This is a genomic window from uncultured Oribacterium sp. (genome assembly GCF_902481605.1).
Taxonomy (GTDB): domain Bacteria; phylum Bacillota; class Clostridia; order Lachnospirales; family Lachnospiraceae; genus Oribacterium; species Oribacterium sinus.
Window position 1 is genome coordinate 1 of sequence record NZ_CABSXI010000046.1, and the last position, 16744, is coordinate 16744.

Annotated in this window: 11 protein-coding genes, 1 tRNA gene and 1 rRNA gene; all 13 read left to right on the top strand. The window is 43.3% G+C overall.

The annotated features are described in order from the left end of the window. Window positions 1-119: ribosomal RNA gene (locus RDQ32_RS08105) — 23S ribosomal RNA — on the top strand; the annotation flags it as partial. Between the two features lie 59 nt (window positions 120-178). Then, window positions 179-252 (top strand) — tRNA-Asp (locus RDQ32_RS08110). 394 nt (window positions 253-646) lie between these two features. Next, window positions 647-1993 carry an ABC transporter substrate-binding protein gene (locus RDQ32_RS08115; protein WP_308579923.1) on the top strand — a complete coding sequence of 449 codons (1347 nt, stop codon included), beginning with the start codon at window positions 647-649 and terminating at the stop codon, window positions 1991-1993. A 55-nt stretch (window positions 1994-2048) separates the two neighbouring features. Next, window positions 2049-3092 (top strand): carbohydrate ABC transporter permease, encoded by a 1044-nt coding sequence (locus RDQ32_RS08120; protein ID WP_183684197.1) that lies wholly within the window; start codon window positions 2049-2051, stop codon window positions 3090-3092. Beyond that, window positions 3092-3961, top strand: a complete 870-nt coding sequence (locus RDQ32_RS08125) for a carbohydrate ABC transporter permease (RefSeq protein ID WP_183684196.1) — start codon at window positions 3092-3094, stop codon at window positions 3959-3961. Before RDQ32_RS08120 ends, RDQ32_RS08125 begins: the two co-directional genes overlap by 1 nt. A 122-nt stretch (window positions 3962-4083) precedes the next feature. Next, the gene (locus RDQ32_RS08130; RefSeq protein WP_308579925.1) at window positions 4084-5217 is read left to right on the top strand and encodes a LacI family DNA-binding transcriptional regulator; all 1134 of its coding nucleotides are present in this window, start codon (window positions 4084-4086) and stop codon (window positions 5215-5217) included. An 82-nt stretch (window positions 5218-5299) separates the two neighbouring features. Further along, the gene (locus RDQ32_RS08135; protein ID WP_308579926.1) at window positions 5300-7039 is read left to right on the top strand and encodes an alpha-glucosidase; all 1740 of its coding nucleotides are present in this window, start codon (window positions 5300-5302) and stop codon (window positions 7037-7039) included. Window positions 7040-7130: 91 nt separating this feature from the next. Beyond that, window positions 7131-8807: an alpha-glucosidase gene (locus tag RDQ32_RS08140; protein WP_308579928.1), complete on the top strand. Its 1677-nt coding sequence runs from the start codon at window positions 7131-7133 to the stop codon at window positions 8805-8807. Window positions 8808-9030: 223 nt separating this feature from the next. Then, window positions 9031-10275 (top strand): trypsin-like peptidase domain-containing protein, encoded by a 1245-nt coding sequence (locus RDQ32_RS08145; protein ID WP_308579929.1) that lies wholly within the window; start codon window positions 9031-9033, stop codon window positions 10273-10275. A 406-nt stretch (window positions 10276-10681) separates the two neighbouring features. Beyond that, a complete protein-coding gene (locus tag RDQ32_RS08150) occupies window positions 10682-11596 on the top strand; it encodes an alpha/beta hydrolase (protein WP_308579931.1) in 915 nt (304 codons plus the stop codon). A gap of 37 nt (window positions 11597-11633) precedes the next feature. Then, a complete protein-coding gene (locus RDQ32_RS08155; protein ID WP_308579932.1) occupies window positions 11634-13049 on the top strand; it encodes an undecaprenyl-phosphate glucose phosphotransferase in 1416 nt (471 codons plus the stop codon). A gap of 73 nt (window positions 13050-13122) precedes the next feature. After that, the gene (locus RDQ32_RS08160; RefSeq protein WP_308579933.1) at window positions 13123-15015 is read left to right on the top strand and encodes an LCP family protein; all 1893 of its coding nucleotides are present in this window, start codon (window positions 13123-13125) and stop codon (window positions 15013-15015) included. Between the two features lie 37 nt (window positions 15016-15052). Further along, on the top strand, window positions 15053-16663 hold the full coding sequence (locus RDQ32_RS08165; protein ID WP_308579934.1) for an O-antigen ligase family protein: 1611 nt from the start codon (window positions 15053-15055) through the stop codon (window positions 16661-16663). Window positions 16664-16744: the final 81 nt, after the last annotated feature.

Here is a 16744-nt window from a genome sequence, read left to right on the forward strand (position 1 = left end):
GATGAGATATCCCATCGCAAGAGTAAGACCCCTTGAAGAGAACGAGGTAGATAGGGCTGAGGTGTAAGTGCTGCAAAGCATTCAGCTGACAGCTACTAATAGGTCGAGGGCTTATCCAATGCGTCTGATTGAAATGATGGATTACTGCTAGAGTTATTTCTTGGATATGTTGTTTTATGGCCCGGTGGCTCAGTTGGTTAGAGCGCCGCCCTGTCACGGCGGAGGTCGACGGTTCGAATCCGTTCCGGGTCGTGATAGGAAGAAACCACTTCTTATGAAGTGGTTTTTTTGTGTTTGGATCTCATGAAAGTACTTAGCATTGCTTTATTATATTCTGTAATTATATGATTTCTTTATACGATTTTTTTGTTTATTCTCGTCATTCTCCTTCATTTCCCTTTTCTTATAAAATGTATTTTTGCTTATTATTTTTATTTCTTATTATAGTGTTATGAAATACTATGAATAATTTCTGTTTTTCAAGCTTTTTTTCTGTGCATTTTTTAAAAATTGTTCTTGTATTTATACTTTAAAACTGCTATGATTGGGAAAGCGAATAGGGTATATCAATTTCATACAGAGCTTGTATATTCCCGGAGAGCATAGTCTCCCTATTTTTAGGGGCAATTTTTAGGAGGAAAAGTTCATGAAAAAAAGAAACTTAGCACTCATGACTGCAATCTTAGCTGCAGCATTGACAGCTTGCGGCGGATCCAATGCAAGCAACGACACAAAGGCTGCAGGATCCGATGCAGCTAAGGAGGCCGGATCTGAGGCTGGTGGAGAGAAGGCTGCAAGCACAGGTAAGGAGCTTCGTTTAGTAAACGGTAAGATCGAAGTTGATGCACAGATGAAGGAATTGGCTGCAGAGTACGAGAAGGAGACCGGAGTAAAGGTTAACATTGAGTCCATGGGTGGCGGAATTGATATTCAGGGAACCCTTAAGGGATATTTCCAGGCTGACAATATGCCGGATATCTTTGTTAATGGCGGTGCTAACGATTTTAAGAACTGGGAAGGTCATCTTGTAGACTTATCCAATGAGAAGTGGGTTTCCGATACAGAATCTGCCTACAAGGATGATAACGGTAAGGTTTTAGGTTTCCCTTATACCACAGAGGCTATCGGTTTGGCTTACAATGCGGATATTTTGGAGAAGGCCGGTATTGATCCTAAGTCTATCACAGGTCCGGAATCCATGAAGAAGGCTTTTGAGACTCTGGACAGCAAGAAGGACGAGTTAGGTCTTACAGCTGTAATCGGTTATGTTGCAGAGGCTACCAATCTTTACTGGTCTACCGGTAACCACCTCTTTGGTGTATATGAGGATGCAGGCCTTAAGAGAGATGATACCAAATATATCGATCTATTAAGCGAAGGAAAGCTTGATAAGGAGCGTTTCAGCAAGTATGCGGATATGATTGCTCTTTTCAACAAGTATGCAGATCCAGCTCTTTTGGTTTCCGGAACCTATGACCAGCAGATTCAGAACTTCTCTGCAGGAAAGTATGCTTTCGTTACACAGGGATCTTGGATCGGTGCAACAATGGTAAATGATGACAAGGAGCAGTATGATGCTGCCGGCAACTTCAAGGTTGGTATGATTCCTTATGCATTTGAGGAAGGCATTGATACCATTCAGACTAACTCTCCTTCTTGGTGGTCTGTATTTGATAACGATAATAAAGAAGAATCTATGAAGTTCTTACAGTGGATTTCCGAGGATAAAGCTCAGAAGATTCTTGTTGAGAAGGCAGGATTTGTAAGTCCTTTCAAGTCTATCAGCTATGTAGCTAATGATCCCTTTGCACAGACTATTACTGATTACACCAAGGCAGGAAAGACTTCCGCATGGCATTGGTTAAACAACAAAGACGGTCTTGCACAGAATGCATTAGGTGTTGTATATCAGGATTTCGCTTCCGGCAATTTAGATACAGCGAAGTTTGTTGATACTATGGAAAAAGTAATTGCACAGTACTATGCTGGCTAATTTTTTCCCGGAATAGGGGCAGCTAAGCTGCCCCATTTTTTAAAAGGGGGATTTCATGAAAGGACGTTCACAATCCTTGCAGTCTATTATTTTGCTTCTGGCAGGAGCGTTTAGTACAATCTATACGTTGATTTTGGATTTTACAGGTTCGAAAGCTACATACCGGGGTAACTTATTGATTTTAGGTATGGTTCTATTTTTTCTTGGCCTGTATCTTTTGCCAAGCAAAAAACATCATAGAAAAATAGTTTATTTTTTATTCTTATTTCCCCTGCTATTTACCTTTGCGGTAACTGTAATTATTCCGTTGATTTTGGGTATAGGGTATTCCTTTACTGATTGGACAGGAATTCGTTATACCAAAGTAGTAGGGTTAGCCAACTATCAGGCTATGTTTAAAGATCCGGCCTTTATCTGGTCCGTTTTAATTACCTTTGTATTTGTTATTATTAATGTTGTAATGATTAATCTGGTAGGGTTCTTATTGGCTCTACTTTGTACTGTTAAAATGCGTGGAGTGGCCTTTTTCAGAGCTGCTTACTTTTTACCGAACTTGATTGGAGGAATTGTTCTTGGTTATATCTGGCAGTTCGTCTTCAACAATGTTTTGATGAATTATATGAAATTTTCCATGTTATCCCAGACCAAGACAGCGATGCTGGCCATTATTGTGGTTTATCTCTGGCAAAGTGGCGGATATATCATGTTGATTTATGTTACCGGGCTTACACAGATTCCCGGAGATGTGCTGGAGGCTGCCCAGATTGATGGGGCTACGGCGTTACAAACCTTATTCAAGGTTAAGCTTCCGATGATTGCTTCCACCATTACCATTTGTACTTTCTTGACTTTAACCTCTGCTTTTAAACAGTTTGATGTGAATATGGCTTTGACTAACGGAACGGGCTCTGTGGCGGACTTTATGGGTTCCTATTTATCTAATGGTACCCAGATGCTTGCTTTAAATATTTACAACACGGCTATTGCAAAGAATAATTTTGCACTGGCTCAGGCGAAGGCTATTTTGTTCTTTATTATTCTGGCGGTTATTTCCCTGATTCAAGTTCGAATCAGCAATAGTAGAGAGGTGGAGATGTAATGGGCAAGTCTAAAAGTGTAAAAAATTTAATCTTGGGGATTCTGGGAACTTGCATTGCAATTTATATTTTATTTCCCTTCTATTTAGTAGTGATGAATTCCTTCAAGAGACAAGCAGATATCGTTAAGGATCCGGTGGCTTTTCAAGGGGTTAGTTTTGCCCAGTTACAGGCCAACTTGAATTCGGTAATTCATAATTCCAACTTTAACTTCTGGTATGCTTTCGGTACTTCAGCGATTATTACAGTAGTGTCTTTGGTTCTTCTGATTTTATTCGGCTGCATGGCTGCCTGGGTTATCAGCAGAAACAATAAAAAGCCTTGGGCTATTGCCGTATATATGACTTTTATTGCTTCTATGATTATTCCCTTCCAGGTTGTAATGCTTCCTCTTCTTTCCACCTTTAGAGATGTGGGAAAGTTTGTAGGCATTAATATGTTGCAGTCCGTACATGGTATTTTGTTTGCTTACCTTGGTTTCGGCGGTGCCATGACCGTATTTATTCTGACCGGTTTTATTAAGGGTATTCCCTATGAACTGGAGGAGGCTGCGGCAATTGACGGCTGTTCTCCCGAGGGAACATTTTTCAAGATCATCTTTCCTTTGCTTCGTCCGGTGATTACTACGGTGACCATTTTGAACGGTATGTGGATTTGGAACGACTATTTACTGCCTTCTTTGATGCTGGGACAGAATGGAAAGATTAAGACTCTTCCTGTAGCTGTGCAGGCCTTTGTGGGATCTTATGTAAAACAGTGGGATTTGATTTTGTCTGCAGCTTTGCTGGCCATTCTTCCTATGATTATTGTTTTCTTAGTAGGACAGAAGCAGATTATGAGCGGAATGGTAGAGGGTGCTGTAAAAGGATAAGGAGAACAGCGTTCTCAAAGAATCTAACAGAGAGAGGAATATTTATCGCAAAGGACTGCAGATTGCAAGGAATGCAGATCCTTTGCAGGCTGTTCTCAAGATAAATATTCAGAATGAAGATTATGGCTAGAATTAAAGATATTGCTAAACTTGCAAATGTAAGTCCCTCTACAGTATCCAATGTGATTCATGGCAGAAAAAATAAGTTAAGTCCTGAGCTCTATGAAAAGGTGCAAAGGATTTTAGAAGAAGAGCATTATGTTACCCATCGGGGGGCCCAAATGTTGACAAAACAGGGCTCCCGTCTTATTGCTCTGATTTTGACCTATAGCAGAGCTGAAGAGGAAAGTATTGTACAGGATCCCTTTGTTTCTTCAATCATCGGTGCAGTACAAAGCGCGTTGCAGAAGGAAGGATATTTTCTTTTACTGTATGCCAATCCGGATGTGGAGCTCTGTACTAAGATTACTCTGGAGTGGAATGTGGAAGGAATTATCCTCCTGGGTGCAAAACGGGAAGGCTACTACTATTTACGCTCTTTGAATTCGGTTCCGGTAGTCACCATTGATACCATTTTCTTCCCGGAGGATCATTCCTATGTGAATGTAGGACTGGAGGATTATCAGGGAGCACTGGAGATGACTCGCTACCTGCTTTCCAAGGGACACGAAAAAATTGCTTTTTTATCATTGATGGACGGCATGGATGTATTGCGGAAGGACGCTATAGACAATATCCGGTATCAGGGGTATCTACAGGCTTACGAAGAAAAGAACTTAGCGGCAGATCGGAGTCTTTGCCGAAACTTATCCTATGACGGGAAAATCAGACAAAAGCAATACAAGGAATTTTATCAGGAAAGTTTTTGGGGCTGTACGGCTTTATTCTTTACAGCAGACATAATGGCTCTGGAAATGATGAGCTTTTGTATGGATCAAGGCCTTAAGGTTCCGGAGGATATTTCCATAGTCGGATATGATGGGATTTTTGCGGCAAAGAGAGCTAGACCTCGGCTTTGCACCATTTGTCAGGACAGCACGGAAAAGGGAAGACGGGCGGTAACGGAGCTTTTGTTTCTGCTTAAGGAAGAGCAGGATATTGGAACTTGTAAAAAGGATATTCGATTACCTGTATTTTTGGAGGAAGGAAGCTCTGTGCAGGCTTTACGGGAGAGGCAGCCATCCCCCGGGCTACAGCTTCATTTGCAAAAGGAATCGGAGCACAGGGACAGAGAAAAGTTCCTGGAGAAAGTGTAGTGTGCTTCCGTAATGGAATAGAAGATTCTAAGCGTGTATTGTTAATGGAATAAAGTATTGTTTTCTTTGAAAGGAGAAGAAGATGAAAAAGACATGGTGGAAGGAAGCCGTTGTGTATCAGATTTATCCCAGAAGCTTCTGTGATAGTAATGGAGATGGCATCGGAGATTTGCCGGGAATCGAGAGTAAGCTGGATTATCTGCAGGAATTGGGCATTGATGTCATTTGGCTTTCTCCGGTTTATCGTTCTCCCAACGATGACAACGGCTATGATATTTCCGACTATGAAGATATCATGGAAGAGTTCGGTACCATGGCTGACTTTGATAGACTTCTGAAAAAGGCCCATGAAAAAGGCATTAAGATTGTGATGGACTTGGTGGTAAACCACAGCTCCGATGAGCATGCCTGGTTTATGGAGAGCCGTAAGGACAAGGAAAATGCCAAGAGAGATTACTACATTTGGCGTAAGGGAAGACCGCTTTCTACCGTGTCCAAGGAAGAGCAGGAGCGCTTTGCCGGGGATATTGTGGAGTATCAGGGAGAAAAGCTTCTTCCTCCCAACAACTGGGGCTCCTTCTTCTCCGGACCGGCCTGGGTATTTGATGAGAAGACCGGGGAGTTCTATCTCCATCTCTTCTCCAAGAAGCAGCCGGATTTGAATTGGGAAAATGAAATTGTCAGAAAAGAAGTTTTCGATATGATGACTCGTTGGTGTGAAAAGGGAATTGACGGCTTCCGTATGGATGTTATTTCTCTGATTTCTAAGCCTGAGGGACTGCCAAGCACAGAAATTCCCAAGGGAGCTGTTTATGGAGACGGTGCAATTTGTGCCAATGGCCCCAGAGTCCATGAGTTCTTGCAGGAAATGAATCAAAAGGTACTTTCTAAGTATGATTTAATGACTGTAGGAGAAACTGCGGGAGTAACTTTAGAGGAAGCAAAGAAATATGCCAATGAAGCCCAGACCGAGTTAAACATGGTTTTCCAGTTTGAGCACGTGAACATGGATGAGAATCCCAAGTACGGCTTTAAGTGGAACACAGGCAGAATGCCTCTGGTGCCTTTAAAGAAGAATCTGGAAAAATGGCAGCTGGGTTTACAGGATGTGGCTTGGAACAGTATCTATCTTTGCAACCATGACCAGCCCAGAGTGATTGCTCGCTTAGGGGATGATGGAGGACAGTACAGAGAGCGTTCCGCAAAGTGTATTGCTACCTTCCTTCACATGATGCAGGGAACTCCTTATGTATATCAGGGAGAAGAGCTGGGAATGGGAAATTATCCCTTCACCGATCCTTCCCAGTTTAGGGACTTGGAAAGTATCAATGCGTATGAAGAACTGACAGAGAAGCTTCATATCAGTCCGGAGGAGCTGTTCCCCATGATTGCCCATAAGAGTAGGGACAATGCCAGAACTCCCATGCAGTGGAACAGTGAAAAGGAAGCGGGCTTTACCACAGGAACTCCTTGGATTTCGGTAAATCCCAACTACACTACAGTGAATGCGGAGGAACAGCTGAAGAGAGCGGATTCCGTGTTCCACTACTATCAGAAGCTGATTGCGTTACGGCATAGCTCAGAGCTGATTGTGTACGGAGATTTCCATTTATTACTTCCGGAGGATCCGGATTTGTTTGTCTATGAGAGAACTCTGGGAGAAAAGAAGCTTTTGGTGGTCTGCAACGTATCGGAGAATGAACGAGATTTCGCTATTCCGGAGGAGTTTAAGACAGGAAAGCTTTTGATTCACAATGTGGAAGGGGAAGATGCCAAGAGGGGACATTTGCTTCCCTATGAGGCCTTTGTATTAGAAATTTAAATCAGCCGCGGCAGCTTTGTCACGGCCGGAAAGCTCGCATTTTGTCGGAAGGATAGAATGACAGAGAAGGAAAATATAGTAAGGAGAAAAAATGAGAAAAGAATGGTGGCAGGAGAAGGTCGCTTACCAGATTTACCCAAAAAGCTTTAAGGATACTAAGGGAAACGGAATCGGAGACATTCGGGGAATTATCGAAAAACTGGATTATTTGAAAAGTCTGGGGATTGATATTATCTGGATTTCTCCCTGCTTCCTATCCCCTTTGGCGGACCAGGGCTATGATATTGCGGATTACTATAAGATTGATCCTCGCTTTGGCTCCAATGAGGATATGGAGGAGCTTTTGGCAGAGGCTAAGAAAAGGGACATGCATATCCTTTTGGACTTGGTGGTAAACCATTGCTCCGATGAGCATGAGTGGTTCCAAAAGGCCGTTGCGGATCCCAAGGGACCCTATGCGGATTATTTCTTCTTTGAAGAGGGAATCGACGGAAAGGAGCCCAATAACTGGCGTTCCTATTTTGGAGGTTCCGTTTGGGAAAAGGTGCCGGGAACAGAGAATACCTATTACCTGCATCTCTTCCATAAGAAGCAGCCGGACTTAAACTGGGAGAATCCAAAGCTTAGAGAAGAAATCTATAAGATGATTAACTGGTGGTTGGATAAGGGCGTGTCCGGCTTCCGTATTGATGCTATCCTGAATATCAAGAAGGTATTTCCTTTACAGGGACACCATTATCCGGCGGACAGAGATGACGGCATGGCAGCCTGCACCAATATGATCTATGAGGCGGAGGGAATCGGAGACTTCCTTCGGGAAATGCGGGATCGTTGCTTCCGTCCCCACAATGCCTTTTCTGTGGGAGAGGTTTTCAATGAAACAGAGGAGCAGATTCCGGAGTTTATCGGCGAGGACGGTTATTTTTCCTCTATGTTTGACTTCCGTGCCCACAGTAGCGGACATTCCGACAAGGGTTGGTTTGACAACAAGCCGGTTACCCCCAATGCTTATCGGGACAACTGCTTCTTAACCCAAAGATTGGTGAATCCTGTAGGATTTATTTCCACTGTCATTGAGAACCATGATGAGTCCAGAGGAGTCAACAGCTATATTCCGGCGGAAGACTTAAACGATAGCTCCAAGAAGTTTATTGCTACCATGCTGATGATGCAGAGGGGTCTTCCCTTTATCTATCAGGGACAGGAAATCGGTATGGAAAATGTAATTTTCCACGACATCTCTGAAGTAGACGACATTTCCACCCTGGATGAGTATAAGATTGCCTTGGAAAATGGCTATAGTAAGGAAGAGGCGTTAAAGATTGTAAATCGTTACAGTAGAGACAATGCCAGAACCCCTATGCAGTGGAGTAGCGAAAAGGAAGCAGGCTTTACCACCGGAAAGCCCTGGCTTCCCGTAAACCCAAACTATACAAGAATCAATGTGGAAAGTCAGGAGAAGGATCCCCGTTCCGTGCTTTCTTATTACAAGGCTCTTTGTGCTCTTCGAAAGCAGGAGGAGTATAAGGAGGCGGTGGTCTACGGAGAATTTATTCCCTTCCTGGAGAAGGAAGATCGCCTGATGGCTTTCTATAGAAAGGGAGAGAAGAAAACACTTCTGGTTTTGGGCAATTATAGAAAAGAAGAAAGAGAAGTGGAGATTCCCGGAAGAATCAAAAAGGTGGTGCTTTCCAATGTAGAGCCTGGAATCAACGGGAATAGGGTAAAGCTTTCCGGCTATGAATCCTTAATTTTAGAGGTAGAATAGAAGGCTTAGCTGAATAAACTTAGAGCGTTTTTTTAAGAGTGAGGACACAAAATCCTCACTCTTTTTCCATTTTTTTGCCACATTTTTTTTCTATTCTATGTTTTGTCAAAAGGAAAACAGTTTCCTGAGACAGTGAAAAATAGTGAAAAAATTTCAATAGAAAATGAAGAGGAAATAGCTAAGCCGTAAGGCAAAAAAAATCGGCTTAGTAAGGAGGTAAATTATGGCAAAAGGAAATAGAGTAGCAGGAATTGTGGCATCCGCCCTTCTTTTCGGAGCAGTGTCCGGAGGAACTATGGTGGGGGTAAATGTGTTGGCAGACCAACACCGTTCAGAAATTGTAGCAAGCGTAAATGAGCTTACCGGACAGGAACAGAAAGAAAGTACTTCTCCCATTCAGAAAACAGTGGTAAAGGATAAGGATGATACGTCTTCCGCAAAGACTACTGCATCCGGAGAAGAAAGTGTCTCCAAGATTGCAAAGGATGCCATGTCTTCCGTAGTTTCCATCACAAATACCATTAAGTATCAGCAAAACGGATTTTCTCTTTACGGCCAGGGACAAACTCGAGAGGCGGCAGCCAGCGGTTCCGGAGTGATTATTGGGGAAAATGATAATGAGCTTCTGATTGTTACCAATAAGCATGTTGTGGAGGATTCCACTTCCCTGTCCGTACAGTTTGTGGACGGAAAGTCCTACGATGCAAAGATTAAGGGGACAGACAGTGATGTGGATTTGGCGGTGATTGCGGTTCCTTTGGATTCCATTTCCGCTGACACAAAGAAGAGTATTACTACAGCCACCTTCGGGGATTCCGATGCCTTAAGCGTAGGAGATCAGGTAGTGGCTATCGGAAATGCATTAGGCTATGGACAGTCTGTAACCACCGGAATTATCTCAGCCAAGGATAGAGACATTCAAACGGAAAACGGTACGGAAACCGGTCTTTTACAAACTGATGCAGCGATTAATCCCGGAAACTCCGGTGGTGCTTTACTGAATATGCAGGGAGAATTAATCGGTATCAATGTGGCAAAGTATTCCGATACCACCGTAGAGGGTATGGGCTATTCCATTCCTGCCAAGAAGGCGCAGGAAATCGTAGAGACACTTTCCAAGAGAGATACCAGAGAAAAGGTCAAGGATGACGAAAGAGGCTATATCGGCATTCAGGGTAAAACGGTGGACAGCAGTATTGCGGAAGCCTACAACATGCCCCAGGGAATTTACGTCTATAAGATTTTAAAGGGTGATGGTATTGATAATTCCGCTTTACAGGAAAAAGATATTATTACCAAGTTTGACGGACAGGGCGTAAGAAGCCTGGAGGATTTGGTTTCCTTGATTTCCGGCTATAAGGCAGGAGAAAAGGTGGAGGTGACTGTAAAACGTCTTTCTGCCAAGGGACAGTATGAAGAAAAGACGGTAGAAGTAACCTTAGGAAAAAACAGTACTGACAATAACTAAGAAAAGCTTCTTTCGGAGATATCTGCAAACCTTAAAGAAGATGAGATTTTTAGAAAAATGATATTTTCATAGAGGAGGCTTTAAGCTTCTCCTTAATAGTAGGAAAAATGAACGGAAAATAAAAAATAAATTGTGTGATTGCGATAAAAAAAGCTTCTGAGACGAGTTCCGGAAGCTTTTTTTATGCTATACTAAACAAATATGTCTTATGATATTTTTCAGATGGAAGAGACAGGATACAAGACAGAAAGATGACAGAGAAAGAGAAGGCCGAAAGAACATGGGAGGAAAGTTTTTCAAAAAAAGAATAGGGATAGCTTTCTTTCTATGTTTTTTTCTCGGGCTTAGCTTTTTTTTCTTCCGGGAGGAAGGAAAAGGAAGGGAAAGAGAAGCCATAAAGGAGGCAGTGTCCTTTACCAAAAGAACTGCCGTTCTTACGGGGGAAGAGAAGAGAAGCTACAGAGAGGAATATGGAGAATATATTCGGTATAAAAATATTTCCTATCCTTCCGCCTACCCCAACAATTTCTTTGATGCATACCTGTATCCGAAAGAACGACAGAAGGAGGTTCTGGGCACCATCCTATATTTTCATGGAGGCGGTTTTGTGTCCGGCAGTAAAAATGTTGTGGACCAGCATCCCTATTTTCTGGAATGGCTGAAGAACGGGTTCCAAGTCATCGCCATTGACTATGCTTTGGCGCCGGATTATCCCTATCCTATCGCCCTGAGGCAAGCTGCCGCTGCTGTAAAAACCATAGTACAGAAAAAGGATATTTTAGGGATTGATCCGAATAAGCTTATTATTCTGGGAGACAGTGCAGGAGCTGCACTGGGAGGACAGTTTATCCTTAGCCAGCTGGATGATAAATACAGAAAAAGATTAAAGGTGGAAGAGGTTTTTGGAAGGGGAAAGGGCAGGATTTGCGGCTTTATCTCTCTTTCCGGTCTCCTGGATACTACCCGTTACGGGCAAACCAATTCGATAGAAAACAATTCTTATTTTCGAAACTGGGGAATTGCCTATTTTCAGGAAAAAGATTTGGAAAAGGGAAAAAAGGCGAAGGAAGCCTCTGTTTTGCAAAATATTGAAAAAAGCTTTCCTCCCACTTTTCTGTCAGACGGAAACCTGGGATCCTTTCAGGAACAGGGGAAGGACTTTCAAAGAAAGCTCCGTCAAATTGGCGTTCCGGTGGAAAGCTATTTTCCCGGTAAAAATGAGGGGGAATTGCCCCATGACTTTGAATTGCAAGTGCATAGACCGGAGGCGGAACGGCTTTTAAGAAGACAAATCGCCTTTGCGAAGAATCTGCTTTCCTAAGAATTTTTTAATACCGCTGTTGTACAGGAAGGAAAATATGATCAAAGATAAACAAAAACAGCTAAATCAATTACAGGTCCTCTTCGACGGAATCGTCATAGCTTTGGCCTATTTTTTGGCATGGTATTTTGCGATTGAGAATCCTATTTTTCCGGAGGGCCATGGCGTACTTTCTCCTAAGGTGTATTTTACCGCCCTGCTTCCCCTGATTCCGGGATATTTAATTTTGTATTGGATTTTCGGGCTTTATCATCCTATGCGTACCATGCGGATGAAAAATGTGCTTTTTCGTATTATTCAAGCCAACAGTGTGGGGCTTTTGATTTCCGCCTCTCTTTTCTTTGCCTTTCGTAAATCCGGTTATTTTGAGCATTTCTCCACCAAGGTCTTGTTTTATAACTATCTTGGCAATATTTGCTTAAATACCTTGGAGCGTTATGGTTTAAGAAGATTCCTGGCCACTCTTCGAAAGAAGGGCTTTAACCAAAAGCACCTTATTCTGGTGGGATTTTCCGCGGTTTCCAACCGTTTTATCGACGCTTGTAAAAGAAATCCGGATTGGGGCTATACCATTTACGGTATTGTGGATGATTTTGCGGAGAAAGGGGAGTCCTATAGAGGGGTATCCGTAATCGGAAGAATCAAGGAGCTGGGAGACTTCCTGGCTCAAAACACGATTGACGAGATTGCCATTACCCTGCCCCTTGCCGCTTATGAAAAGCTTCCGGGAATTGTGGCGGTTTGTGAGAAATCCGGTGTCCATACCAAATTTTTACCGGACTATCAGGAGATTATTCACTCCAAGCCCATTGCGGAGGATTTGGACGGACTGCCCGTCATCAATATTCGAAACGTTCCCTTGACGGATCCCTTTAATGCTTTTGTGAAGCGGCTTATGGATATTTTCGGTGCCCTGGTGGGCATCATCCTTTTCGGCCCCCTGATGCTACTGGTGGCACTTTTGATTCGACTGGATTCCAGCGGCCCCATCATTTTCAAGCAGGAAAGAGTGGGAAGGCATAATCTTCCCTTCCAAATGTACAAATTCCGTTCTATGCGGGTACAGACAGTGGAGGAAGAAAAGAAGGGCTGGACGGTAAAGGGAGATCCCAGAGTGACTTGGATTGGAAAAATTATCCGAAAAACCTCTATTGATGAACTTCCCCAATTTTTCAATGTCCTACGGGGGGATATGTCCCTCATCGGTCCCAGGCCGGAGAGAACCCAGTTTGTGGAGCAGTTCAAGGAACAGATTCCTCGTTATATGATTAAGCATCAGGTTCGACCGGGGATGACCGGCTGGGCGCAGGTGAACGGTTTCCGAGGAGATACTTCCATAGAGGGAAGAATCCGTTGTGACCTTTGGTATATTGAAAACTGGAGCCTTTCTTTGGATATTCGCATACTCTTTTTAACCCTATGGAAAGGATTTATTAACAAAAATGCCTATTAATTTTTTTGTGTTTTCATGGTATTATACCTTGATTCCTGTAAAATAAGCTTTGAAATCGATTTGGAGGAGTAGTGTGGCATTAGAACAGAATAAGGGGAGAAGACCTCATAGTCATAGCGGAAACAAAGAGAGCAATCATAGCTCTTCTGCGGAAGTGAAGAACGCGTCAGAAATAAAGAAGAGGGAGAATGCTCCCTTTTCCGAGAAAGAGCAGGATTTAAAGGCACAGATTGCAAGAGGAAAGCGCTTGCAGGAAGACCGCCCTACAGGAAGAGATCAGGGGAAGGAAGATCTGTCTTTTTTGGATAAGAAGCTTTCCCAAGAGGGAAAGAGGGAAAAAAATCCGGACTTCTATACCCTTCCCAAGGAAAGAAACGAGGAGAAGCGCAAGAGTTCTTTGGATATTTTGCAGGTGAATTCTCCGGATCAGATAGAGGAAGAGCTGGAAGAGTATTATGATGAGAAGAATAAAAAGAAGAAATCTTTGTGGAAGAAGGTTCTTCTGATTTCCGTTATCGAAATTCTCACTTTGATTATGATTTTCTGTACCGGTTATGTGGTTCGCTACATGAATATCAAGCCGGATGTGCAGTTTAATACAAAGAACGTTAAGAATGACAATATCGATGTCAAAAAGCAGGAGCAGATGCAGGGCTACTGGACTATTGCCGTTTTCGGTGTAGACTCCCGTGACGGCGGAGTGGGCCGGGGTGCCAATGCGGATGTGCAGATTATTGTTTGCATCGACAGAGGCACAGGAGAAGTTAAGCTGGCTTCCGTATTCCGTGACACCTATTTGAATCTGGCAGCAGGCTCCCGTTTCGCCAAGATTAACGAGGCCTATGCGGATGGAGGCCCGGAACAGGCGGTTGCGGCTCTCAATAAAAACCTGGATTTGGATATTGAACACTATGCCACCTTTAACTGGAGAGCAGTGGCAGATGTGATTACCATGCTGGGCGGAGTGGATATTGATATTACCCAGAAGGAATTCCGTTACATGAATGCCTATATTCACGAGACCAGTATTGAGTCCAAGGTCAATGAGAAGAATCCTGCGGCGGAGTATATTAAGGGACCGGGAATGCAGCATTTGGACGGTGTACAGGCGGTAGCATATGCCAGACTTCGATACATGGATGATGACTTTACCAGGACCAAGAGACAAAGAGAGGTTATCTCTCAGGTTCTTGCCAATGCCAAAAAGGCGGATTTAGCCACCTTGACCAATGTTATTGATACCGTTCTTCCTCAGATTGCCTTTAATGTGGATGTGGGAGATATTTTAGAGCTGGCCAAGGGTGTTAATCGTTATAATATTGTAGGTTCTGAAGGCTTCCCTTATGATTTGACCACACAAATGATGGGTAAGAAGGGAGATTGCGTTATTCCCCAGAGCTTAGCCTCCAATGTAACCAAGCTTCATGCTTATCTCTTTAATGATACGAATTATAAGCCCTCCGCTGCAGTCTGGACCTACAGTGACAAGATTGCGGAGGATTCCGGAAGCTATAAGAACGGAAGAGGAGACAGCGACAGCGGCTCCAAAAAGAAGAAGTCTTCAGAAGGCAGAGAGGAAGAGGAGAATAGTAAAAAGAAGAAGAGCTCCTCAGAAGAAAGCGGAAAGAAGAAATCTCAGTCCGAGGAGAGTTCCGAGTCCAGGAAGTCCAAGACGGAGACGGACAGCAACGGAAAAACCGTAGAAAGTACCAAGAATTCCGAATCCAAGCAGGAAAGCAAAGAGAGCAAGAAGGGCGAAATTCAGTACACGGAAGAAAGTACTACGGGAGAAAACAAGAAAATCACGGAAGAAAGCAAGAAATCCAACGAAGAGACGAAGAAATCCGCTGAAGAGACGAAGAAAAAGGAAAATAATGCTGAACCGAGCATCGGCAATAATCCGCCTACTGCGGCAAGCTCCCAAAATTCCGGAGAGAATCCGGGACCGGGAGATATTGTAGATTAGCGTTTTGCAAAAAATGAATGAGGGAAGAGGGAGAGCTATGGAACTGAAGGACTCAAAGGCCAAAAGGGACTTTTATACAATCGGGAATGGAATCTGTTTACTCTACCTTGTATTGATGCTTTTGGTTTTTCCCCTCTATTCCCGGGATAAATACTTTGATATTCTCCAGGCCCGTTTTGATTTTTTCTGGATTTGCAGCAGTGTTTTTTCCGTACTGCTCTTTGCCTTTGTGGCTTTGTATTCTTTGACCTTAAAGAAGGAAGAACGAAAAGAGATTCTTCCTTCTCTTTTTTGGAAGAAGGAAGAGGGAAAGAAAAAGCCCCTATTTGCTACGGACCTTCCCTTTTGTCTTCTGATTCTCCTCTTTTTCCTTTCCATGTTCCTTTCCGGATATCCTTACGAAACCTGGTGGGGAAGTACGGGAAGATATATGGGCGTTCTGACCTGGCTGCTTTTCTTTACGGTGTATCTTGGCCTTAGTCGATTTTATCGCTTTAAAAAGTTTCATCTTCTCCTGTTTTCTGTAGGCGTGGTTTTACAGTGCTTATGGGGAATCAGCGATTTTTACATGATGAACTATATGCATTTCTTCGACAATGTTTCGGACTTATCCAAGTGGGCGATGTTCGCGGGACCTGTGGGCAATATCAATGGCTATACCAGCCTTGTTTTATTTTATGCCTGCCTCTATACCTGCTTGTATTTGCAGGAGAAGGAGCTTCGTTGGAAGCACTTCTTTATGGGAATGATGCTGCTTTGCCATATTGCTACAATCTTCGGAAGCAGTGACAATGCGGTTCTCGGGTATTTTATTGTTTTTCTGCTTTTGCCGTTTTTCTGCTGGAAGGACAACAAAAGCTTCGGAACCTGTCTTTCCGTGTATTTCTTATTTTTCCTTTCTTTGAAGCTTTCCGTGCTTCTTGCCGGAAAAGGACAAAGCATTATACAGATTTCTCCACCGGGCTTCCTCTTTTCCATGGGAAAGACGATTCTTCCTTATCTGGGGATGGGACTCTCCGGCATCCTTTGGGCTATAGGAAGATTCAGCAAGAAGGAATTGTCCATGAAGCTTTTCAAGGGGCTTTATGTCCTGCTTTTAGTCCTGTTCTTTATGGCGGGAGCCTATGCCATCTATGATGTAAATGTAGCCCACCGCTATCCGGTGCTGGAACAGTTCAGCCAATTTTTACGCTTTGATGATTCCTGGGGAACAGGCAGAGGTTTTATCTGGAGGATGGGTATGGAATACTTCCGGGACAAGATGCCTATGCTTAAGAGACTCTTCGGCTATGGTCCGGACGGATATTTTATGCTGACGAATGACAATTATAAGGTGGAAGTGGAACAGGCCGGTATGGGACTGATCGACAGTATCCATAATGAATACCTGAATTTGCTTTTGACCATCGGCGTTTTTGGACTTTTAGCCTATCTTTATTTCCTGAAAAATGTCTTCACCGTATTTTGGAAGAAAGAGACTGAGAATGTGGCGGAAGCAACTTTCGGACAAACTGCCTTTCCCTTTGCGGTAAGTCTGGCTTATCTGGCTTACCTCGTTCAGGCTAGTATTAATATTGCCGTACCTATTGTGATGCCCATTGTGATGATTGTGACATTCTTAGGGGTTGCCGGGAAAAGAGCGGAATAAAAAAGGAGCTGTTAAAAAATCAAAAGAATTTTCTAAGCAATATAGGTCTGAAACGGGGCACGCTCTCGCTAGCTTCGCCAC

Excerpts from the sequence above, each read along its gene's own strand:
- RDQ32_RS08115 (WP_308579923.1), top strand. The coding sequence starts at position 647 with ATGAAAAAAAGAAACTTAGCACTCATGACTGCAATCTTAGCTGCAGCA.
- RDQ32_RS08120 (WP_183684197.1), top strand. The coding sequence starts at position 2,049 with ATGAAAGGACGTTCACAATCCTTGCAGTCTATTATTTTGCTTCTGGCA.
- RDQ32_RS08125 (WP_183684196.1), top strand. The coding sequence starts at position 3,092 with ATGGGCAAGTCTAAAAGTGTAAAAAATTTAATCTTGGGGATTCTGGGA.
- RDQ32_RS08130 (WP_308579925.1), top strand. The coding sequence starts at position 4,084 with ATGGCTAGAATTAAAGATATTGCTAAACTTGCAAATGTAAGTCCCTCT.
- RDQ32_RS08135 (WP_308579926.1), top strand. The coding sequence starts at position 5,300 with ATGAAAAAGACATGGTGGAAGGAAGCCGTTGTGTATCAGATTTATCCC.
- RDQ32_RS08140 (WP_308579928.1), top strand. The coding sequence starts at position 7,131 with ATGAGAAAAGAATGGTGGCAGGAGAAGGTCGCTTACCAGATTTACCCA.
- RDQ32_RS08145 (WP_308579929.1), top strand. The coding sequence starts at position 9,031 with ATGGCAAAAGGAAATAGAGTAGCAGGAATTGTGGCATCCGCCCTTCTT.
- RDQ32_RS08155 (WP_308579932.1), top strand. The coding sequence starts at position 11,634 with ATGATCAAAGATAAACAAAAACAGCTAAATCAATTACAGGTCCTCTTC.
- RDQ32_RS08165 (WP_308579934.1), top strand. The coding sequence starts at position 15,053 with ATGGAACTGAAGGACTCAAAGGCCAAAAGGGACTTTTATACAATCGGG.